Origin of the sequence: Companilactobacillus alimentarius DSM 20249 (assembly GCF_002849895.1) — a bacterium.
In the GTDB taxonomy this organism is placed as follows: Bacteria; Bacillota; Bacilli; order Lactobacillales; family Lactobacillaceae; genus Companilactobacillus; species Companilactobacillus alimentarius.
This window is the reverse complement of sequence record NZ_CP018867.1, coordinates 2,001,995-2,022,694: the sequence shown is the minus strand read 5'-3', so window position 1 is coordinate 2,022,694 and position 20,700 is coordinate 2,001,995. Positions and strand designations below refer to the sequence as shown.

The window sequence follows — 20,700 nt, the reverse complement described above, 5'->3', positions numbered from 1 at the left end:
GATGACTTGCTTTACCATTTAATGGTAATATTTATCATTAAGGAGATTAATTTATGTTATCCAAGAAAAACATTCTAGCTCTATTTGGTTTACTACTATTAACTTTCATAATATCTGGTTGTTCTCAAAAAACAACTAAGTCTTCATCAAAACTTGAAGTCGTAACGACAACTGATTTCTATGGTGAAGTGGCTAAAGCCGTCGTTGGCAACAAAGGAACCGTTTCTTCAATTATTGACAATCCCAATGTCGATCCCCATGACTATGAACCAACAACTGATATCGCAAAAAAAGTCAGTCGTGCCGATATTACGGTTGCTAATGGTTTAGGCTATGACTCATGGATGAATAAACTAAATCAAGATGATGATAGTACTTTCATCAAAATTGGTGAAAATGTCATGGACAAAAAAATCGGCGACAATCCTCATATTTGGTATGAACCGCAAACAATGCCAAAATATGCCAAGTATTTAGCTAAGGAATTAGGAAAAAAACAGCCTAAAAACAAGGCTTATTTTGAAAAGAATGCTCAAAAGTACATTGATTCATTAAAACCAGTCCAAAAGGAATTAACTAAACTAAAAGAAACATCAAAGAAATTGAAAAACAAAGATGTCTATGTCAGTGAACCTGTCTTTGACTACTCTTTAAAAGCCACTGGTTTCAAAGTAGGCAATAAAAAGTTCGAAGCTGCAATTGAAAATGGCACTGATCCTAGTCCCAAGGTCATTCAACAAATGGAACAAGGTATCAAAGCTAAAAAAGTTGCCTTCTTTGTACTGAACACGCAAACTGACAGTAAAGTTATTAATAATCTCGTCACTAAGGCTAAGCAAAATAAAATTCCTATTTTACATGTAACTGAGACCTTACCAAAAGATACGACTTATAAACAATGGATGTTATCTCAATATAAAGAATTAAATACAATTTTACAAAGTGAGAATTAAAAATGATTGAAGCAAACAATTTATCCAAAAGTTTTGGAAATCAATTAGTTTTCAAAGACGTCAATTTTAAAATCAACGACGGTGAGTTCATCAGTCTAGTTGGTCCCAACGGATCTGGTAAAACGACCTTAGTCAAAATTATTATGGGTCTAGAAAAACCCACACATGGCTCTATCAAGTTAGCTCATCAAACAATTGGCTATGTTCCTCAATTTAGAAACATCGACTTAGACTATCCTTTAAGTATCGAACAATTTATTCGCTTGAACCTGAAAGTGACTTTTAGTCCTCAAAAGCGTCAAGACAATAACGAATTGATTCAAGATATTCTTCAAAAAACCGGTCTAACTAATTTAAAGGATCGTCCTTTAGGATTGGCTTCCGGTGGTGAGAAACAAAAAGCTTATCTTGCTCAAGCACTATTAAATGAACCTAAAATCTTAATCCTAGATGAATCTACAGCTAGTTTAGACGTTGAAGTCAAAATGCAGTTGATGGATCTGGTTCAAGAACTCAATCAAAAATATCGTTTAACAGTTATTTTTATCACTCATGATTATGATTTAACTAAAAAATATACCAAACGGGCTCTTTTATTCAAAAATAAAACAATTGAACCACTGGCTGTGAAAGATATTTCTAAAGATATGTTTGGAATGGAAGGATAATTTTTATGTTTGGATATGAATTTATGCGTGAAGCCTTTATTACCAGCACCTTCATCGCAATAACCGCTGGCTTAGTCGGCGTCTTCGTCGTTTCTAGAAATATGTCATTCTTGTCTCACACGCTATCAGAAATTGGTTTCGCCGGAGCCTCATTTGGTGTCCTAATAGGCATCTCGCCTTTGGCAGGTATGATTCTTTTTACCTTGATCAGTTCAATAGCTGTTGGTAGCTTGAGTGGCGAATCATCTCGGCGTGAAGCATCAATCAGCGCCATCTCTTCACTATTTATTGGACTTGGGATTCTCTTTTTGTCCCTCTCATCAGAATCAAGTAGTTACGCTACCAACATTCTTTTTGGTAGTATCGTCGGGATCAGTGCCAAAGAAGTCAACCAATTAATGATTTTAGCAATATTTGTTATTTTAATTTTCATAATCTTCTATAAACCACTGTCATTTGACTCTTTTGACCACATTGGGGCGCAAGCAGCTGGGTTAAAAACTCGTTTGTTGTCAATCACCTTCCTGGTAACTTTAGCTTTAAGCGTCAGTATCGGTGCACAAATTGTCGGTTCACTGTTAGTCTTCGTACTCTTAACTCTTCCAGCAGCTACCGCTAAATATTTAGTTCATTCAGTTCCTAAAATGATTGCCGTTTCCGTCGGCTTATCATTAATTGGGGTCTGGTTAGGATTGTATCTCGCCTTCGTAACTAATTGGCCCGTTACCTTCTTCATCTCTACTTTTGAAGTAATTGCTTACTTCTTAGGTTTAGGATATAAGAATTGGAAATTAACTCATTAAAAACATTACTTAATTAGACAAAAATCCCACAATAACTTAATATCAAGTTATAAAGTGCTTCATAATTGTTAGACAAGAAATCTAACAGTTATGGAGCGCTTTTTATATGGTTAAATACAGTTCAAAATTAAAGGCAGAAGTTGTTGGTGAATACCTCCAAGGTGGAACCAGCATGCAAAGTCTCTCAGAGAAACATAATTTACCTAAACGGCAAGTCAGTTTCTGGATTCAAAAATATCGCTTAAGCGGCGTAGACTCGCTTAAGCGAAAAAAAACTAAACGAAGCTTTTCAGCTGAATTTAAAATTGATGTGATAAACTACTATCAAACTCATGATGAAACTTTAGCTGAAGTATCCGCCAGATTTGATGTTAACAAGTGTCAGATTAGTTCCTGGAGAACGGCATTCAATAAACATGGCATAGAAGCCTTGAAGTCTCATCCGAAAGGCAGAAAATCCAAAGTGAAAAATGATAAAAAGAAATTACGTCATTTAATAAACAAGAATGAATTAGATCAACTTCGCGAGGAACTCGCAAAGAAGAATCAAGAATTATATGACACAAAGTTGGAGAATGATATTTTAAAAAAATCAATGACCCTGTTCGGAACTTCAAAGGACGCAAAAAAACACAAATAGTTGATCAGATCAGGGTAGAACAAGAGTCTCTTCCAAAAGCAGAACGGTATAAGATAGGCGATATTCTTAAGGCCATTGGACTTAAAAAGGCCACTTACCATGATGAGCGTAAACGTATCAAAAATCATGTAGATAAGTACAAAGATATAAAAACTGAAATATTAAAAATTACTGAAAGTGGAAAATGTCGTGGACGCCTAACCTACGGTTATCGTCGCGTACAAGAAGGATTAATTAAACTAGATATTCACATAGCAGATGCCGTAGCTCGTCGCTTGATGAATGAGTTAAATGTTCAAGTAAATCTTTATAATCGTCATAAAAATGGAAAGTATTCCTCATATAAAGGAACTGTTGGAAAGGTCGCACACAACATTTTACATCAACAGTTTAATGAAACTGAGCCCTTTAAAGTCCTGCATACAGATGTCACACAAGTTCGTTTAAGGGATAACGAATGGGCTTATGTTTCCGCAATTACCGACGAGGCAAGCAAAGAAGTTCTAGCGTTCCAAGTAAGTAATAGTCCCAATAGTAAATTAATTATGGATACATTAAATGAATTAACGACAGTTATACCTAAAGGAAGCAACCCAGTGATACATTCAGATCAAGGCTGGCATTATCAACTAAATTATTATACTGATAGGCTTTCTGAAGATGGATTTATACAGAGCATGTCTCGCAAAGGAAATTGTCTCGACAATGCGCCAATCGAAAGTTTCTTTCATCTATTCAAAACAGAATGTCTCAATGGATTTCCACCTTGTAAAGATATGAAAGAATTTAGGAAACTTTCTAAGGAGTACGTCGATTGGTTTAACAATCGACGCATCTCAAGAAAAACAAAAGGCATGACTCCCCGCGAATACAGGGAACATGCCTTATCAGCTTAACAATATTCAATTTTGTCTAACTTTTGTGTTGCACTTTATTATTGTGGGATTTTTAATTTTCATCAATTTTTTTCTGGTACTATTCTATTCTTGTTCTTTCAATTTTTTAGTACAGTCAGCGCACAATCCATAGACCTCTATTGCATGTCCCTCAACTGTATAGCCTGGCAATTGATCCGTGAAGAATTCAATCGGACAGGCTTTCAATTCTGTGACACGCCCGCAATTTTTACAAACAAAATGGTGGTGATGTCTGTGCTTGAAATCACACTGATATTTGACCAGAGTCCTATCTTTTTCCTGATACTCAACCAACCCAATATCGGAGAATTCCTTTAAATTACGATAAATCGTATTGTTGCTCATCCCTGGGTATAGTGAGCGCATATAATCAACAATATCATTGATAGAAACATAATAAATTGTGAAATTTTTTAAATAATTAATTAAATCAGTTCTTTGCTTCGTTACTTTATAGTTATTTTCTTTGAGAATTTCAATTGCTTTTTCCATTTGAGTCACCTTTTTTAACTTATCCATCAGTAGTTTAACATAATTAGTAATTATTACGCATTAGAAAGTTTTTAGTTAGAATTAAGCTGAATATACTATTATAATTATAGAAAATGATCTTTGGGAGATTTGTTAATAATGAAAAACACAATTTTAATTGTTGAAGATGAACGTAGCCTTTCAAGTTACGTAGGGAAAGAACTTCAATTTGAGGATTTCAATGTCATCATTGCTAACGATGGCGTTGAAGCATTAGATCTTTATGAAAAACATCAAAATGAACTGTTGTTAATCCTTTTAGATTGGATGTTACCCAAATTGGATGGCATGGAAGTCCTACGTCGAATTAGAAAACACGATCAAGTTCCAGTTATCGTCATGACGGCTCGTGACTACGTGGGAGATAAAGTGGCCGGATTAGATAATGGTGCTGACGACTACATTACTAAACCTTTTGAAATTGAAGAATTACTAGCTCGAGTCAGAGTGATCCAAAGACGGACAGAGCACTTGACTGAACCTGAACAAACTTATCAAATTGCCGATTTAACACTCAACACTAAATCTCATCAAGTTTTTCGAAATGATGAAAACATTCAATTAACTAGACGTGAATATGATTTATTGCTATTCTTTTTGCAGCATATCGGCCAAGTCTTCACGCGTGATGAGTTACTAGACAACGTCTGGGGTGAAGATTTCCTTGGGCAACAAAATGTAGTTGATGTCTACGTAGGCTATTTGCGTAGTAAAATTGATGGCAAAAAAAATAAGCCTCTGATTCAAACAATTCGAGGCGTTGGTTATTCACTTGAGGACGTAACGGAATGACAACAAAAAAATCCTTAAATTATCAAGTTTTGATTAACAATGCGATTCGTAAATTAGTGATTATTATTACACTTGCTATCAGTGCTTTGACCTTGGTAGTGGTAGGTGCTTTTCAGTATTCACAAACGGTTCACGAAGCACGTGGTCAAATGACGAGTTTGTATTTTTCCAATATTGATGATGTTCCAGGGTTTATTCAGTGGAGCAATCAAAACAATCGTCATACTAAGCAAAATACCGTCATCCGTGTCAAAACTAAAAAGTCGTCAATTACGGCTGCATCCGATCGCGGTGGGCAGCAAATTATGACGACCTCTGCATCTAAGAAATTTATCAATCAACATAAGATCAGTATTTTCCCCGGTCAACATATCGTTTACGTTCAAAAATTTGGTTTCTTCCTGTTTTATCAAAAGAAAGATAATGACACGACCTATCAACTTTGGACTAGTTTGTCTCGTTTGATCAATAGTTTAATTCTTCTATTAATTCTTATCAGTATTATTGTTTTTATTACTTTAGGATTTGGAACTTGGTGGGCCCAACGACTAGCTACCAAATTAAGTTCTCCTACGATTGCTCTAGTTAATGAAACCCGTAATACAACTAAGGACCCTGACTTTGATCAACCAAAACTAACAGTTCCTGACAGTCCTCAGGAAATTAAGGAACTAGGTAATGCTTTCAACGAATTGCTTGATACCCAAAATAAACGACTCCAGCGCGAAAGAGATTTTGTTTCAAATGCATCCCACGAATTAAGAACTCCAATCGCTGCTGTCCGTGGCAATTTAAACTTGATCAAACGTCACGGCGATAAACATCCCGAAGTTATTCCCGAATCACTAGGCTATATTGATGAAGAATCTTTAAGAATGCAACATTTGATTGAAAACTTACTTCACCTATCTCGAGCCGATCGAGCTGATTTAGTTTTAGATAAAATCAATTTGTCAGAAATTGCCAACAGCATTGGTCAACAATATAAGAAAACAATTGCTCAAGAGTTGACCCTAGACATTCAACCTGATCTCCATATTTCAGGTAACGTCGAAGCTTTAAAACAAGTTATAGTAGCTTTGTTAGATAATGCAAATAAGTATTCACCAGACAACACCCCAATTAAACTGTCACTCGAACAAAATGGTTCAAAAATAGATTTATCGGTCGCTGACCAAGGTATCGGTATTCCCGACGATCAAAAACAACTTATTTTCCAAAGATTTTATCGCGTCGATACCTCCCACTCAACTGAAATCAAAGGTAGTGGTTTAGGATTATCGATTGTTTCACAATTGGTTAAATTGAATAACGCTGAAATCAAGGTCCTAGACAATCAACCACAAGGTTCTATTTTTAAGGTCGAATTCGATAAAACTAATTGATAGTCCGATTATAATAGTAAGACCCCGATGGAATTCTAAAGTGCTTCATAATTGTTAGACAAGAAATCTAACAGTTATGGAGCGCTTTTTATATGGTTAAATACAGTTCAAAATTAAAGGCAGAAGTTGTTGGTGAATACCTCCAAGGTGGAACCAGCATGCAAAGTCTCTCAGAGAAACATAATTTACCTAAACGGCAAGTCAGTTTCTGGATTCAAAAATATCGCTTAAGCGGCGTAGACTCGCTTAAGCGAAAAAAAACTAAACGAAGCTTTTCAGCTGAATTTAAAATTGATGTGATAAACTACTATCAAACTCATGATGAAACTTTAGCTGAAGTATCCGCCAGATTTGATGTTAACAAGTGTCAGATTAGTTCCTGGAGAACGGCATTCAATAAACATGGCATAGAAGCCTTGAAGTCTCATCCGAAAGGCAGAAAATCCAAAGTGAAAAATGATAAAAAGAAATTACGTCATTTAATAAACAAGAATGAATTAGATCAACTTCGCGAGGAACTCGCAAAGAAGAATCAAGAATTATATGACACAAAGTTGGAGAATGATATTTTAAAAAAATCAATGACCCTGTTCGGAACTTCAAAGGACGCAAAAAAACACAAATAGTTGATCAGATCAGGGTAGAACAAGAGTCTCTTCCAAAAGCAGAACGGTATAAGATAGGCGATATTCTTAAGGCCATTGGACTTAAAAAGGCCACTTACCATGATGAGCGTAAACATATCAAAAATCATGTAGATAAGTACAAAGATATAAAAACTGAAATATTAAAAATTACTGAAAGTGGAAAATGTCGTGGACGCCTAACCTACGGTTATCGTCGCGTACAAGAAGGATTAATTAAACTAGATATTCACATAGCAGATGCCGTAGCTCGTCGCTTGATGAATGAGTTAAATGTTCAAGTAAATCTTTATAATCGTCATAAAAATGGAAAGTATTCCTCATATAAAGGAACTGTTGGAAAGGTCGCACACAACATTTTACATCAACAGTTTAATGAAACTGAGCCCTTTAAAGTCCTGCATACAGATGTCACACAAGTTCGTTTAAGGGATAACGAATGGGCTTATGTTTCCGCAATTACCGACGAGGCAAGCAAAGAAGTTCTAGCGTTCCAAGTAAGTAATAGTCCCAATAGTAAATTAATTATGGATACATTAAATGAATTAACGACAGTTATACCTAAAGGAAGCAACCCAGTGATACATTCAGATCAAGGCTGGCATTATCAACTAAATTATTATACTGATAGGCTTTCTGAAGATGGATTTATACAGAGCATGTCTCGCAAAGGAAATTGTCTCGACAATGCGCCAATCGAAAGTTTCTTTCATCTATTCAAAACAGAATGTCTCAATGGATTTCCACCTTGTAAAGATATGAAAGAATTTAGGAAACTTTCTAAGGAGTACGTCGATTGGTTTAACAATCGACGCATCTCAAGAAAAACAAAAGGCATGACTCCCCGCGAATACAGGGAACATGCCTTATCAGCTTAACAATATTCAATTTTGTCTAACTTTTGTGTTGCACTTTATTCATCTTGTTGAATTCTTTCGGGGTTTTATTTGTATAACTTCCAACAATATACTTTCTAAGAAATTCTTATTAAACCCTTACCAAACCTCAGTAGTTACCTTACTCCAATGATTGTAAACTATGTTTATTCAATCGAAAGGACATGGTGATTTACTTATGTCAGAACTTACTGAAAGATTACAACAACAATTAATTGCTGGCGCTACTCGTCCTTTAATGCAAGACGCAAATCAACATTGGTACACCGGTAGCGAGCTTAATTTAGAAAAAAATGTTTGGAAAAATTATTGGAAAAATAAAGGTATCGGTCACAACGATATCGTTTTAGTTAGCTTAACAAATTCAGTTACTTACTCTTTAGTTATTCAAAGTCTTTGGGAAATTGGTAGTATTGTTCAAACCTTGAATCCCGCTGCCACTGAAATTCAAATCAATGAACTTGAAGATCAATATCATTATTCAGCTATTATTTTTGATTCTGATATTAAAGAATTGAAATTTTTAAATGATATTTTTACTAGTCAACCTCGTTTGACGACGTTACATGAATCCGAAGTTCAAATCTTCGTTCGTAACAAACACATTGCTCATCTAGCAGAAACACCAGAAGATGATCAGATTGCTTTAATTATGCATACTTCTGGTACTACGGGCAAGCCTAAGCGTGTTGGTTTAACTCACAAACAACTTTTGGCTGGAGCATTCAATGTAGTTGATAGCGAAAAATTGACTGATCAAGATAGTACTTTCATCTTAATGCCAATGTTCCATATCAATGCTATGGTTATTTCTAACTTGGCTACACGTTTATCTCACGGACAAATATTATTCCGACCTAAATTTAGTGCCCACCTTTTCTGGAAGGAAGTTAGTAGTGAACAGGTAACTTGGGTCTCATTGACACCAGCCATCATCGCCATTTTATTGCAACGTGATGAACAACCAACTCACACTAACTTGCGATTTCTCCGGACTGCTTCAGCCCCTCTCCTCCCCAGCATCCATGCTCGATTTAAACAACGCTTCGATATTCCACTGATTGAAAGTTATGGAATGACCGAGGCCGCTAGTCAAATTGCTCAGAATCCACTCGATAAACCTATTCAAAAAACTGTCGGAAAAGTAGTAGGTACTAAAATTAAAATTTTTGATAATAAGTTTAATGACGTTTCCAAAAATCAAATTGGTCAAATTGCCCTCAAAGGAGACAGCGTTATTACTCATTATTTAGACCCTCAACCAGAAGCCTTTCATGACGGTTGGTTATTAACAGGCGATCTTGGCTCACTAGATGACAATGATTACTTGCATATTGCCGGACGTAGTAAAGAGATGATAATTCGTGGTGGTGAAAATGTTAATCCACTGGCTGTTGAAGATTGTTTACACAATTTAAAATTTGTCCGTGAAGTGGCTGTAATTGGCACACCCGATCTAATTTACGGTGAGACTGTTACCGCCGTCATTGTTCCTAACGAAATGAGTCAAGATCATCGACATCAATTAGCATTGTTGAATGAATTAGCAAATGAGCAATTATTACCCGTTGAACGTCCAACTAAATATATTTTTAGTAATCAATTACCAAAAAATGCTACTGGAAAAATTCAACGTACACTTCTAGCTCAAGAAGTGACTCAACAATTAAAGGAGGCTTAATTGATGCAAAATTCTCTTACTTTAAGTAAAAAGAAACGGGCGTTACATCTCCCTGTAACGAAGATTTTACCGTTTTTACTGCCAATTATTTTAATTCTATTTTGGCAAGTCAGCAGTACCTTAGGTTGGTTATCGAGTTCTGTTTTACCATCGCCTTGGGCTGTGTTCCAAGATGGTATCAAACTAACTCAGTCAGGTGAATTGCCTAAGAATCTGAGTATCAGTCTCTATCGAGCAACCGTCGGTCTTCTGATAGGTGGTGGAATTGGCTTTATCTTGGGATTTATCAACGGTATGTCAAAAACTTCCCGCTTATTGTTTGATTCATCAATTCAAATGTTTCGAAATATTCCCCATTTAGCTCTAATTCCTCTGATTATTCTTTGGCTTGGTATTAATGAATCCGCTAAGATTTCTCTAGTCGCTATTGGAACTATGTTCCCCGTTTATATCAATACTTTCCACGGAATAAGTTCCGTCGATCCTGATTTGATTGAAATGGGTAAATCCTATGAATTATCGAAAAAACAAATGTTTTTCAAAATTATTTTCCCAGCAGCACTACCACAAATCTTAGTTGGTATCCGTTACGCCTTAGGCGTTATGTGGACTACATTGATTGTTGCCGAAACCATCTCTGCTGATTCAGGTATCGGATATATGGCTAATAATGCTGAGGATTTCATGGATATGGAAACTGTCGTCTTATGTATCGTTATTTACGCTATCTTAGGTAAAATTTCTGACCTTGTTGCCAAGAGTTTTGAAAGTTTACTACTAGATTGGCAAAATACTGGAAGGAGCAACGCTTAATGGATAATAAATCAATGATTGAAATTAAAGATGTTAATAAAATGTATCAGGATCTAACCGCTTTACATGATGTAACGCTCAATATTAAACAAGGTGAATTCATCGCTTTAGTCGGAATGAGTGGTGGTGGCAAGAGTACTTTACTGCGTTTGATTGCAGGACTGGAAAAGCCGACAGCAGGCTCAATTACTGTTGGGCAGGACAACAATTCTCGCTCAATTATGCGAATGATGTTCCAAGAAGATCGTTTGCTTCCCTGGATGAACGTTTTAGACAATTTATCATTCGGTTCGAAAGATAAAAATACTAAAGCGCATGCTCAAGAATTATTGGATTTAGTTGAATTAGGAGATTATGCAGATCACTACCCCAATCAACTATCTGGTGGTCAAAAACAAAGAGTAGCCTTAGCTAGAGCTTTAATGACCGATCCTCAAGTCCTCTTACTAGATGAACCCTTAGGTGCCCTTGATGCTTTAACTAGAAGAAAAATGCAAGATTTGATTCTTAATGTCTGTGAAAAACAGAACCTAACCACTATTTTGGTCACCCATGATGTTGAAGAAGCCGCTCGAATGGCCGATCGAATCATCGTTATGAAACATTCAACTAATTACTATGAAGAGACATGTCCTAAGAACCGTAACGCCGGTCAAATCGGTATTGTCGCTGACCGAGTTTTAGGAGAGATCCTCGAAGAAAAAGAAATTCAAAAACAAACTGCTTAATAAAAAGATTCTGAAATTATCTATCAATCAAAAATAGATATTTCAGAATCTTTTTTTTGATATTTTTTGTTGTTTCAAAAACGTAAGTTCTGATGTGCTCATATCACAAAATTTGATAACGATAACGCCTAACTAGATATGAAGTTACAAAATATAATGGAGCTCATCCAAGTCCTCTCAATTGACGACCTTTATAAAATAGGTTGAGGTGACTAAACTACAGCATCTAATATTAACCTGTAAAACCTATCCACATACTAAGTAACAAATTAATCACAGTCATAGCCATCACTATAACTCCAAAAAACACGGCTTTTTTTGTCAAACTGCGATTAACGTACCTCCACTCAAGATTCATAAGTATTCCTAATTCACCCGCAAAGGCAACAAAGAGAACCCCAGCTTCAATAATATCATTGGGTATCTTAAATAATTTAAGTATAATCAATAAAACTATTCCTAAACCAATTCCTCCAAAAATAATAGTTTCGACGTGAGTTAATCTTATTTTTCCGTCATCCTTAAATTTATCCATCAATTCTTCATCTCCTCGAATCAATTCATCTAAAGAAATTTCAAACAGATCACTGATTGCCACCACATTGCTAAAACTAGGCAAACTGCCACCATTCTCCCATTTAGAAATTGATTGTCGGGAAATATGTAATTTTTCAGCTAGATCATTTTGTGACATATTGTGAAGTATTCGCTGTTGTTGTAGTTTCAAACCAATTTTCATCGAAAAATCCCCCTTGATTACTTAATATTTTATCCTGACGAAGCTAATTTAACTAGAAGTTGGTGGTTGCTTTTGGTTAATAAAGCAAGTCTCATCGTTATATTATCGTTGTATATGGCGGTTAAAAATATAAACAAAATAAATAATTTCATATTTAATTTCTTCGCTAACTACTTTTATCTTCAAAAACCATATTCAACCATGCAAAAAAATGCTTCACAATCATTAGATTTCTTGTCTAATAATTATGAAGCACTTTACTCTTTATTCGTGTCTTTTTTATCTGAGCATGATAGACTTGGTAAAAATGCCGGGGGAAAATTATGAATACAATTAATAAGTATTTACAATTTGATGATCCAACGATTACTTCTTTTACGATAAATGTAAATGAAGAGTTTGATTTAGATGATAATTTTGAAGAATTAGATATCAAAACTATCGTTGAAATGCCACCTGAATTGGAAATAAACTTCAATGAACCGGTACCCGTCTACTTAAACATTTTTATCAATCCTGACGATGAAAAAGCACCATATGAGATTGATGCTCGGATAACCTCTATGTTTACCGTTTCTAACGATATATCAGAAACAGAAACTCTACAAATACTTCAGACTGACGCTGCTACCATTCTCTTGTCGTATCTCAGACCGATGGTTTCTATGATGACAGCTGCCAGTGGTTTTCCAGCTATGACCTTACCCATGCTTGATTTCTCCGATTCTGATGACTAGAAAGCATTATAAAGTCATTCTTGCTCAATTAATTTATTCTAACTATATCTACTGACAAAAAAGCAGTGTAGCGGCTATTTTTATTAGCTACTACACTGCTTTTTTTAATATTCAAAATGACTTTTATTACTTATAATCACCTGAATCGCTGACTGTAACTTTATTTTCTATCAAACCTTCATCATAGAATAAATCAGCAATCTTTTGTTCTTCTTTTGCATAGGTAGAGTTCATCGTATAAATACCGTAACTTCGACGTTCTACCATCTTCTTAACAACACTCTTTGATACTTTCAATGATTTACTCATCATATCTATCAATTCACTGTGATTATTATTAGCCCACTTCATATCTTCTTCAAGATACTTGATCAAGTACTTCGATACCTTGGTATTTGATTTGGCATAGCTTTGTGTGGAAAGTACATAATCACGATTATTGGTAATTCCAACACCACTAACTAATACCTTAGCATTCTGATTAACTTCTGCTTGAGCTGTGTAAGGGTCCCAAGTTGCCCATCCATCTACCTTTCCTTTTGAAAAGGCTACGCTGGCACTTGATTGATCCATATTGACCCAAGTTATATCATCAGCGCTCATTCCCGCTTTCTTTAAAGCAGCTAAGAGCATGTATTGCGAACTAGTTCCTTTAGTGTAAGCAACTTTCTTACCTTTCAAATCCTTGATTGAAGAAATACTTGAAGATTTCTTAACCAACAGACCAGAACCTTTAGCTTTAGATGAACCTGCGGCTACAAAGGTTAATTTAGTACCAGTTGAAAGAGCTGATACGGGTGGCGTATCACCAGTTCTTGCATAATCGACACTACCCGCCTTTAAAGCTTGCATTAGAGAACTTCCATCTTGGAATTCTTTAAAGACTACTTTGTATCCTTTTGCTTTCATCTTTTTAACAAATTCTCCACGTTGCTTAGCTATATCAAAAGGATCACCCTTTTGATAACCAATTGTAACGGTCTGTTCGCTGGAGTTACTGCTACCAGCATCTGTTTGCTTAAATCCATATAACGCTACAACAGCCCAAAGCATTAGTACAATACTGATTAAAAGTTTTTTTAAATTTCTCGTCTTTTTACTCATGCACGCTTACCTACCAAAGAAGACATAACTTGTTCACGTAATTTTACTCGAATTACTTTGCCAGTTGCATTCCGTGGGTAATCTTGGACAAAGAAGATTCTTGTCGGTTGTTCATATTTAGCCAAAGTTGCTTTGGCATGTGCCATAATTTTTTGACGAATAAGTTCCTCAGACCGTTCTCCACGAGTTATCACAACTGCCGTTACAGCCTCACCATAAAGTGAATCTGGAGTAGCAATGACTGAAACCTCTTTGACAAAGTTTAGTTGACTAATAACATTTTCAACTTGAGCTGGTGCAACTTTCTCACCACCGCGATTGATAATATCTTTCTTACGTCCTTTAACAAATAAATAATTATCTTCATCAAGATAACCCAGATCACCTGTTAAGAACCAGCCATCCTTAAATGAGTCTGGATGTGGATCAAGATAGCTACTAATAACATGATCGCCTCGAACCACAATCTCTCCAATTTGATTAGCTTGATGGATTATCTTACCATCGTTCATAATTTCAACATCAGTCTTGAAAGCTTTACCAGCGGAGCCAACTTTAGGCTTATCAAAAGGATTAATAGTACACTGACTAGCCGTTTCGGTCAATCCATAACCTTCAAGGATTTGAGTATGGAATTTAGTTTGAAATTCAGTCAATTTTTCTAATGGTAATGCAAACGATGAACATCTGACAAAGCGTAATTTAATATCATCGCTATACGCCGCTAACGACTTTTGATTAATCAATAATATATTAACAATTGTCGGTACTACTGAAACCCAAGTTACTCCATTATCACGTACCTGGTTCCAAAATTTTGAAGCGCTGAACTTCTCAGTGACAACAATTTTTCCACCGGAAAGACGTGTCGACAAAATAGAAATTGCTTGTGCATTGATATGAAACATCGGCATAACAATCATTGTCGTATCATTTGAGGTCATCTTATGACTTTCAATATCATGTTCTACGGCGTTCTTCAAAATTTTATGCGTCAAACCAACTCGTTTAGGTTTGCCAGTTGTACCCGAAGTATTTAAAATCAAGGCTAAATCGTCTTCATCAGGAACCGCTGCATCGTGTCCCATCAAATTTCGATCTCGAATAATATGTAAAATCGAATACGTCTGTAAATGTAACGCCGTTACTATGGCCATTCGATCATCCAATACCGCATTAACTAGATTTTCTCCAACAATTGAAGCCACATAATCATGTTCGACTAGTTCTTGTTGTAACTCTTTTTCAGGAGTCGTGGCTGAGATTGGATGCATTACCGCTCCAATTTCCCATAACGCCTGTGTCAAAATAGGATAAACGGCTGAATTGGGCAAACATACCAACACGACGTCACCCAATCCGATATGGAGGTCTATTAGTGTATTTTTCAACACTTGAACATCATCACCCAATTCCGCTCCGTTAAACCAACGATTTAAGGATTCATCTTTAATGACTTTTTTATTTTTATTATTCTTTAACTGTATTTTTAACTGATTCGTTATTTCTGACATATTTTTTTACTCCTTTTGTTAGATGCCATTGTGGACGTCCAATCAATACCCCAAATGGTGGTATCTTGTAGCAGAACCATGAAATCAAGAAGGCTCCGCCTAGAACAAAGACATATCCTACTGGCAACAGTAGTAACATCACGATTGATGGTAAATGCATCGTACTAAGGATTCCATACAATAATGTAATGGGAATCGTTTGAACTAGATAAATTCCAAAGGAAACTTTGGCCATATTTCTGACTATTCGATCCATCCAATTTGGCAAGCCATGATTTCTTGCGTGCGCATATTGTCGCCCTATCCAGAAAACAAAGGCAATCATGAAAGTATCATAAATGAAAATTAGTGGTTGATGAATTGATTCCGTAGCACTCATACTTAGTTTCAAGATATATTGATTACCAAAGAACAAAAGAACTGTCCCAATGGAAAGTGCCAACGTTGACCAGCCAATGACACGATGATTTTTTTCAATGAATTTATCAACTTGATCATAGTGAATAGCCACAAAGGCCCCTGCAATAAAGTAAAATTGATAAACTAACACATTTAGACCATATGCTCTAAATAGGTACCACCAACTGTCACGGTCAACACCTGGTAACCAATATTTGATTCCAATTACTAAGAGCAATTGGACAATGGCACTAGTTACCAAGATGGCAATGTGGTGATTAGGTAATTTCTTAAACATGTATACCAATAATGGGAAAATTAGATATAACTGGAAAGTTACCAAAATGTAGTACATATAATATTTATTACCATGAATAATGGCATCTATTAGATTCTTATAGTAACTAGGCCAATTGATGGCTACACCAGCCGTTATAGTAGCAAACCACATTAAGATTGCATTCCAACCAATATAGGGAATCCCAACACTGATGTATCTTTTCTTCCAAAATCCTAACCAATGATTATCACGATTATAATAATTAAGTACCAAAACAAGACCCGTCATGAACATGAATCCCATTCTAGTAAAATGAAGCATCAAGTGAGTTGCTTCAATGAATAACTGACTACCCGAACCCGAGCCAACATTATTCTTAAATGCGGTCGTCGTATGGTTCAATAACACACCACCGATAAAAAGGACTCGCATTAAATCGACTTCATATAAGTATTTCTTTTTCTTCTTCGTTGCCAAGAGTTCACCTCTATTGCACTATTTACTTGCTGTTTAAAAGCATAGTTAAGTTATAGCATTGCGATAGTGGTGGGGTCTTGATGATTAATTAAGGTTAAAATAAGATTCTCTTAGATAGACAATCTCTCAAAAAATAAAATTTCCTCTTTCATAATTAACGCATACATCTTATGTGTTAAGATTAAAGCAATTATTCATTAGTCATAATTCTTAATGAGGTGACCAAATTTGTATACATTCGAAGAATTTACTTTAAAAAATTTGAACGTTCAATTAGTTCTACCACATGAAAATCAAGCAGAAGACTTATATAACGCTATTGAACATGATAGGACGGAATTATCTAAATGGATGCCATGGGTACATTTGACAAATTCAGTAGACGACGAAATCAAGTTCATAAATTATGCTAGAATGAGAATTGCTGAATATAAATTGCTTGAACTCACAATTCTTGTAAATAACCATGCGAAAGGTATGGTTGATATTCATAATATTGATTCAATAAATCGTACTGCCGAATTTGGATATTGGTTATCTAGTGACGTTCAGGGTAATGGCATAATCACTGAATCTGTAAAAAAGATGGCCAGTTTTGCTTTCAATACTTTGGAAACCCATAAATTAATTTTACAAGCGGATGCATCTAATTTTAAGAGTATAGCGATTGCCAAAGCACTTGGCTTTCAACATGAGGCCACTTTAAAACAGCAAATTGTATGTAATAAGTCATTCAGGGATTTATCAATATTTGTTAAGTTCCCAAATTAAAATAGATTGAATATTTTTTAATATATTTTCTTAAAATAGCTTTAGACTTTACAATTGCTTCTGTATACTACAAATAGCTAGTAGAACTGCTTTAACAAATTTACAAGTTTGGGAAAATTTAATTTCTAATGGCACCTTGAATATTGTCAGTTTAATATTCCCTTCCGCTATCGGATTCTGTCTCGCTAAGAATAAAGGTTATACCAATCCAATCTCAGCTGCCATTATATCTTTAGCAAGTTTAATTATGACTATGCTAATATCCTTCTACTTACCATTTATGAAGATAAGTGAACGTGTACAAGCCAAACAAGCTGAACAAGCATTGGGCTAAAAATATAATTTTGTAATTAGAAAACTCCGAATGAAAGGCATTTACCTTCCATTCGGAGTTTTTTGATTAATTTAAATTTTTGACCAACGTTTCTTTAGGAAATATGCACTATCTTTTGGTTCACGTTCACGTGTAAAGACACCTTTTCTGTTGCCATCCACTCTCATAATACCTTCGGATGTTTGGAAATCGGCGAAACACCAAACTAGTTCTCCTCTTACAAAGCTAAATTTATCAAAGATAGATGTATTCATCTGCAAATATTTTTCCTGATATTCCTGGCTCCACATTGCTGCTGGCAATTTGTGTTCTGATGGCAATGTATCGGCGCCAAATTCTGTAAAGACAATAGGAACATTCAAGTTTAATTTTGACCACTCATTCATTTCTTTTTCAAATGATTGCTGGGCCTCGTCAATATCGGTTCCGCCACTAATATACAACCGTAATAACGATTGAGGCAGATAAAATCTAATAATGGATAACACTTGCAAGTATCTGGTTGACTATCTTTCTCCAAAGCACCTGTTAGAGGGCGCTTTTGAGGGTCTAGTTTTCTAGCTTGTGTGAAAATATCAGTAAAATACTCTTTGGCACTGTCACTGGTAGTTTCAGGCTCATTAAACAAGCTCCAAGCAAATACCGACGGGTGATTCTTATCTCGTTTCATCATCTCTTTAATTTGCTTAAGATGATTCTTCTTCAAAAGATTGACTGTAGGGCTGTCAAAGAAGCTAGTTTGTGCTCCCATTCCAGCGGCTAAGAAATTCTGGATCGACCGTAGCATCCCCACAGCTGGTACCTCATCAATGATCAAAAATCCTTCTCTGTCCGCAAATTGATACCATTCTTCTGCATATGGATAATGACTCGTTCTAAAACAATTAGCATTAGTCCATTTCATCAATTCGAAATCTCTCTTGGCAACACTCCAATTAAAAGTTTTGCCTAAGAGATCAAAGTCCTCATGTTTACCAAATCCCTTGAGATAGACGGGTTCATCATTTATTAAAATCTGGTCTCCAGAAATTTCGACTGTTCTAATACCAATTTTTTCATTATATTCATCAATTATTTCGTTATTATCTATTAAATCAATTTTAATAGTGTACAAATAAGGTTTCCTAACACCCCACCAAGTCGGATTCTTTACGACTAATTGACCAGTTGGACCAACGGCTTCGCTGACTAATTCATCGGACTTGTCATACAACTGTACTCTGATATTTTTAGAACCATTAGTTTCGACTTGATAATCAACTGTGGCATTCGAACCAGATTTTTTAATCTTGACCGAATAGTCCTCAATTGTTTCCTGAGGTAATCCTAACAACCAAACATTTCTTTGAATTCCTGAATAATTGAAGAAATCAAAGTATGGTTTTGCCAGTTTCTTTCCATTGTCTAAAACTTTCGTCGTACCACAAGGTATTGAAGTTTCGCTAAGTTCATTATTCAGCTTCACAACCAGTTTATTTAGACCGTCGTGCTTGATAGCCTGATCAATATTGACTACTACTGGTAAGAATCCACCTTCATGCTCTGCCAATTTTTGACCATTAACGTAGACAATCCCCCTCTGTGTCAAGCTTCCAAAACGTAACTGAAGTTGTTGATCATCCCAACCATTAGGAATATAGAATTCTTTTTCATACCAAAAATCACCTGTGTAATTGCGGCTTTCATTGTCAGTAAATAAATCAGCAAAACTTCCCGGTACTGGCATTTCGATTGGATCTGGCAATCCTGTAGTCCAATCATCACTTTCACCCACACTCTTCGGATCAAATTGGAACTTCCATAAACCATTCAATAAAGTATTATTTCGATAACGATTCTCATACGGATACAATAACGAATTATTTTCCATAAGTTTCCCTCATTTAGTCAAAAATTTTTGTACAACTTCAGTTTACTAGCAATTTTTCGAATCGAAACAAAAAAACTCATCAGTTTATAGGAAATTTCCACTAATGAGTTTCTATTATAAATAATTAAGCATTAATAAATTGGTAGACGGCACCAATCATCCCGGCATCATTTTTCAACTTAGCCGCTTTAACTAATGGTAAATCTAAATCTTTAATACTATTATGAGTAGCTTTTACTTTCTCAATCGTTTTATTGAGATTATTCAAAAATTCAGTATTATTACTGATTCCACCACCAATGATAACAAGTTCAGGATCAAAGGAGACTTCTAAATTGATGATTCCCTTCGCTAAACTATGATAATAACTTTTCAAAACATTTTTAGCCAAAGTTTCTCCATCATCAGCACGTTGAAAAATAATTCTTGCGTCATCAACTCTTTGTCTACTGAATTGATTATAACGCCTGATTAAGCCAATAACAGTCGCACCACGAAAGTTCAAGCTACCCATTTCAACATCAATATCATCATCTTCAACAATCATCCAACCAAACTCACCAGAACGAGCATGCGCACCACGATAAATCTGATCATTGATAATCAAAGCACCACCGACGCCGGTTCCCAACACTAAACCGATATAATTATGAATTCCCTGAGCAGAACCAATCCACTTTTCAGCAATCGCCGCAGCGTTAGCATCATTTTCTATTTTTGCCGGTAGACCAGTTCTTTCTTTCAATAGTTGTGCTAAATTGATTCCGGTAAAACATTTTACAGCTCCCGAAGTAGTCAAGAAACCATCCGCTTGCACCACTCCCGGCATACTGACACCAATTCCTAGAACATCTTGGTCGATTGCTTGAATTTTTTTCACCGCAGCTGTTAAATCATTTAACAAAGCTTTTTGATCATCACTATTAGTTTCAAAGTGATCTTTATTAGAGACAACCCCATTTTCATCAACTAGTCCATATTTAACAGAAGTACCACCGATATCTAAACCTACATATTTTTTCAT

23 protein-coding genes are annotated in these 20,700 nt (G+C 35.5%); 15 read left to right on the top strand and 8 right to left on the bottom strand.

The window, feature by feature from the left end; translation table 11 throughout:
- Positions 1-53 precede the first annotated feature (53 nt).
- The 5 genes from LA20249_RS09640 (at position 54) to LA20249_RS09620 (ending at position 3,960) form a co-directional block, all read left to right on the top strand.
- The gene (locus LA20249_RS09640; RefSeq protein ID WP_057737790.1) at positions 54-953 is read left to right on the top strand and encodes a metal ABC transporter solute-binding protein; all 900 of its coding nucleotides are present in this window, start codon (positions 54-56) and stop codon (positions 951-953) included.
- A 2-nt stretch (positions 954-955) separates the two neighbouring features.
- Entirely contained in the window at positions 956-1,621 is a 666-nt protein-coding gene (locus LA20249_RS09635; RefSeq protein WP_057737792.1) for a metal ABC transporter ATP-binding protein, read from the top strand.
- Positions 1,621-2,424, top strand: coding sequence for a metal ABC transporter permease (locus tag LA20249_RS09630; RefSeq protein ID WP_186809212.1), 804 nt, complete (start codon positions 1,621-1,623; stop codon positions 2,422-2,424). The genes LA20249_RS09635 and LA20249_RS09630 overlap by 1 nt, the downstream gene beginning before the upstream one ends.
- 106 nt (positions 2,425-2,530) lie before the next feature.
- Complete coding sequence (locus LA20249_RS09625) at positions 2,531-3,064, top strand: helix-turn-helix domain-containing protein (RefSeq protein WP_101836880.1); 534 nt, start codon at positions 2,531-2,533, stop codon at positions 3,062-3,064.
- Positions 3,016-3,960, top strand: coding sequence for an IS3 family transposase (locus LA20249_RS09620; protein ID WP_307724104.1), 945 nt, complete (start codon positions 3,016-3,018; stop codon positions 3,958-3,960). Before LA20249_RS09625 ends, LA20249_RS09620 begins: the two co-directional genes overlap by 49 nt.
- A gap of 84 nt (positions 3,961-4,044) precedes the next feature.
- On the opposite strand, the gene LA20249_RS09615 is transcribed toward LA20249_RS09620, so the two are convergent.
- Complete coding sequence (locus LA20249_RS09615; protein ID WP_057739021.1) at positions 4,045-4,473, bottom strand: Fur family transcriptional regulator; 429 nt, start codon at positions 4,471-4,473, stop codon at positions 4,045-4,047.
- A 138-nt stretch (positions 4,474-4,611) separates the two neighbouring features.
- Between LA20249_RS09615 and LA20249_RS09610 the strand changes: the two genes are divergently transcribed.
- From LA20249_RS09610 to LA20249_RS09580, 7 genes are all read left to right on the top strand, one after another.
- The gene (locus LA20249_RS09610; RefSeq protein ID WP_057739022.1) at positions 4,612-5,304 is read left to right on the top strand and encodes a response regulator transcription factor; all 693 of its coding nucleotides are present in this window, start codon (positions 4,612-4,614) and stop codon (positions 5,302-5,304) included.
- Entirely contained in the window at positions 5,301-6,689 is a 1,389-nt protein-coding gene (locus LA20249_RS09605; protein ID WP_057739023.1) for a HAMP domain-containing sensor histidine kinase, read from the top strand. The genes LA20249_RS09610 and LA20249_RS09605 overlap by 4 nt, the downstream gene beginning before the upstream one ends.
- Before the next feature lie 92 nt (positions 6,690-6,781).
- Positions 6,782-7,315 (top strand): helix-turn-helix domain-containing protein, encoded by a 534-nt coding sequence (locus LA20249_RS09600; protein WP_101836880.1) that lies wholly within the window; start codon positions 6,782-6,784, stop codon positions 7,313-7,315.
- Positions 7,267-8,211 carry an IS3 family transposase gene (locus tag LA20249_RS09595; protein ID WP_335583114.1) on the top strand — a complete coding sequence of 315 codons (945 nt, stop codon included), beginning with the start codon at positions 7,267-7,269 and terminating at the stop codon, positions 8,209-8,211. Before LA20249_RS09600 ends, LA20249_RS09595 begins: the two co-directional genes overlap by 49 nt.
- A gap of 196 nt (positions 8,212-8,407) precedes the next feature.
- Complete coding sequence (locus LA20249_RS09590; RefSeq protein ID WP_057738965.1) at positions 8,408-9,910, top strand: AMP-binding protein; 1,503 nt, start codon at positions 8,408-8,410, stop codon at positions 9,908-9,910.
- A 3-nt stretch (positions 9,911-9,913) separates the two neighbouring features.
- Positions 9,914-10,723 carry an ABC transporter permease subunit gene (locus LA20249_RS09585; RefSeq protein ID WP_057738966.1) on the top strand — a complete coding sequence of 270 codons (810 nt, stop codon included), beginning with the start codon at positions 9,914-9,916 and terminating at the stop codon, positions 10,721-10,723.
- Entirely contained in the window at positions 10,723-11,451 is a 729-nt protein-coding gene (locus LA20249_RS09580) for an ABC transporter ATP-binding protein (protein ID WP_057738967.1), read from the top strand. The genes LA20249_RS09585 and LA20249_RS09580 overlap by 1 nt, the downstream gene beginning before the upstream one ends.
- Before the next feature lie 232 nt (positions 11,452-11,683).
- Here LA20249_RS09580 and LA20249_RS09575 read toward each other — a convergent pair whose 3' ends face one another.
- On the bottom strand, positions 11,684-12,190 hold the full coding sequence (locus LA20249_RS09575; protein WP_057738968.1) for a helix-turn-helix domain-containing protein: 507 nt from the start codon (positions 12,188-12,190) through the stop codon (positions 11,684-11,686).
- A gap of 72 nt (positions 12,191-12,262) precedes the next feature.
- Between LA20249_RS09575 and LA20249_RS09570 the strand changes: the two genes are divergently transcribed.
- Positions 12,263-12,517, top strand: coding sequence for a hypothetical protein (locus LA20249_RS09570; RefSeq protein WP_057738969.1), 255 nt, complete (start codon positions 12,263-12,265; stop codon positions 12,515-12,517).
- Positions 12,514-12,927: a protein-export chaperone SecB gene (locus LA20249_RS09565; protein WP_057738970.1), complete on the top strand. Its 414-nt coding sequence runs from the start codon at positions 12,514-12,516 to the stop codon at positions 12,925-12,927. Before LA20249_RS09570 ends, LA20249_RS09565 begins: the two co-directional genes overlap by 4 nt.
- A gap of 126 nt (positions 12,928-13,053) precedes the next feature.
- Here the strand turns inward: LA20249_RS09565 and LA20249_RS09560 are convergent, their stop codons facing one another.
- From LA20249_RS09560 to LA20249_RS09550, 3 genes are read right to left on the bottom strand one after another with little or no spacing between them, the layout of a single operon-like run.
- Positions 13,054-14,031: an aliphatic sulfonate ABC transporter substrate-binding protein gene (locus LA20249_RS09560; RefSeq protein WP_057738971.1), complete on the bottom strand. Its 978-nt coding sequence runs from the start codon at positions 14,029-14,031 to the stop codon at positions 13,054-13,056.
- Positions 14,028-15,545, bottom strand: a complete 1,518-nt coding sequence (locus tag LA20249_RS09555; protein ID WP_057738972.1) for an AMP-binding protein — start codon at positions 15,543-15,545, stop codon at positions 14,028-14,030. The genes LA20249_RS09560 and LA20249_RS09555 overlap by 4 nt, the downstream gene beginning before the upstream one ends.
- Positions 15,502-16,701, bottom strand: a complete 1,200-nt coding sequence (locus LA20249_RS09550) for an acyltransferase (RefSeq protein ID WP_057738973.1) — start codon at positions 16,699-16,701, stop codon at positions 15,502-15,504. The genes LA20249_RS09555 and LA20249_RS09550 overlap by 44 nt, the downstream gene beginning before the upstream one ends.
- A 228-nt stretch (positions 16,702-16,929) precedes the next feature.
- On the opposite strand from LA20249_RS09550, the gene LA20249_RS09545 reads away from it, so the two are divergent.
- Positions 16,930-17,472 (top strand): GNAT family N-acetyltransferase, encoded by a 543-nt coding sequence (locus tag LA20249_RS09545; protein ID WP_057738974.1) that lies wholly within the window; start codon positions 16,930-16,932, stop codon positions 17,470-17,472.
- Between the two features lie 405 nt (positions 17,473-17,877).
- Here the strand turns inward: LA20249_RS09545 and LA20249_RS11950 are convergent, their stop codons facing one another.
- The 3 genes from LA20249_RS11950 to LA20249_RS09535 all read right to left on the bottom strand — a co-directional run bounded on the left by LA20249_RS11950 (position 17,878) and on the right by LA20249_RS09535 (position 20,700).
- Positions 17,878-18,192: a glycoside hydrolase family 2 TIM barrel-domain containing protein gene (locus LA20249_RS11950; RefSeq protein WP_250645058.1), complete on the bottom strand. Its 315-nt coding sequence runs from the start codon at positions 18,190-18,192 to the stop codon at positions 17,878-17,880.
- On the bottom strand, positions 18,189-19,676 hold the full coding sequence (locus LA20249_RS09540) for a glycoside hydrolase family 2 TIM barrel-domain containing protein (RefSeq protein ID WP_250645057.1): 1,488 nt from the start codon (positions 19,674-19,676) through the stop codon (positions 18,189-18,191). Before LA20249_RS09540 ends, LA20249_RS11950 begins: the two co-directional genes overlap by 4 nt.
- Positions 19,677-19,800: 124 nt before the next feature.
- Complete coding sequence (locus LA20249_RS09535; RefSeq protein WP_057738975.1) at positions 19,801-20,700, bottom strand: ROK family protein; 900 nt, start codon at positions 20,698-20,700, stop codon at positions 19,801-19,803.

Coding starts and splice junctions, on each gene's coding strand:
- LA20249_RS09560 (WP_057738971.1), bottom strand. CDS start 14,031: ATGAGTAAAAAGACGAGAAATTTAAAAAAACTTTTAATCAGTATTGTA.
- LA20249_RS09535 (WP_057738975.1), bottom strand. CDS start 20,700: ATGAAAAAATATGTAGGTTTAGATATCGGTGGTACTTCTGTTAAATAT.
- LA20249_RS09635 (WP_057737792.1), top strand. CDS start 956: ATGATTGAAGCAAACAATTTATCCAAAAGTTTTGGAAATCAATTAGTT.
- LA20249_RS09575 (WP_057738968.1), bottom strand. CDS start 12,190: ATGAAAATTGGTTTGAAACTACAACAACAGCGAATACTTCACAATATG.
- LA20249_RS09600 (WP_101836880.1), top strand. CDS start 6,782: ATGGTTAAATACAGTTCAAAATTAAAGGCAGAAGTTGTTGGTGAATAC.
- LA20249_RS09580 (WP_057738967.1), top strand. CDS start 10,723: ATGGATAATAAATCAATGATTGAAATTAAAGATGTTAATAAAATGTAT.
- LA20249_RS09565 (WP_057738970.1), top strand. CDS start 12,514: ATGAATACAATTAATAAGTATTTACAATTTGATGATCCAACGATTACT.
- LA20249_RS09555 (WP_057738972.1), bottom strand. CDS start 15,545: ATGTCAGAAATAACGAATCAGTTAAAAATACAGTTAAAGAATAATAAA.
- LA20249_RS09615 (WP_057739021.1), bottom strand. CDS start 4,473: ATGGAAAAAGCAATTGAAATTCTCAAAGAAAATAACTATAAAGTAACG.
- LA20249_RS11950 (WP_250645058.1), bottom strand. CDS start 18,192: ATGAATGAGTGGTCAAAATTAAACTTGAATGTTCCTATTGTCTTTACA.
- LA20249_RS09540 (WP_250645057.1), bottom strand. CDS start 19,676: ATGGAAAATAATTCGTTATTGTATCCGTATGAGAATCGTTATCGAAAT.
- LA20249_RS09585 (WP_057738966.1), top strand. CDS start 9,914: ATGCAAAATTCTCTTACTTTAAGTAAAAAGAAACGGGCGTTACATCTC.
- LA20249_RS09590 (WP_057738965.1), top strand. CDS start 8,408: ATGTCAGAACTTACTGAAAGATTACAACAACAATTAATTGCTGGCGCT.
- LA20249_RS09640 (WP_057737790.1), top strand. CDS start 54: ATGTTATCCAAGAAAAACATTCTAGCTCTATTTGGTTTACTACTATTA.
- LA20249_RS09625 (WP_101836880.1), top strand. CDS start 2,531: ATGGTTAAATACAGTTCAAAATTAAAGGCAGAAGTTGTTGGTGAATAC.
- LA20249_RS09605 (WP_057739023.1), top strand. CDS start 5,301: ATGACAACAAAAAAATCCTTAAATTATCAAGTTTTGATTAACAATGCG.
- LA20249_RS09610 (WP_057739022.1), top strand. CDS start 4,612: ATGAAAAACACAATTTTAATTGTTGAAGATGAACGTAGCCTTTCAAGT.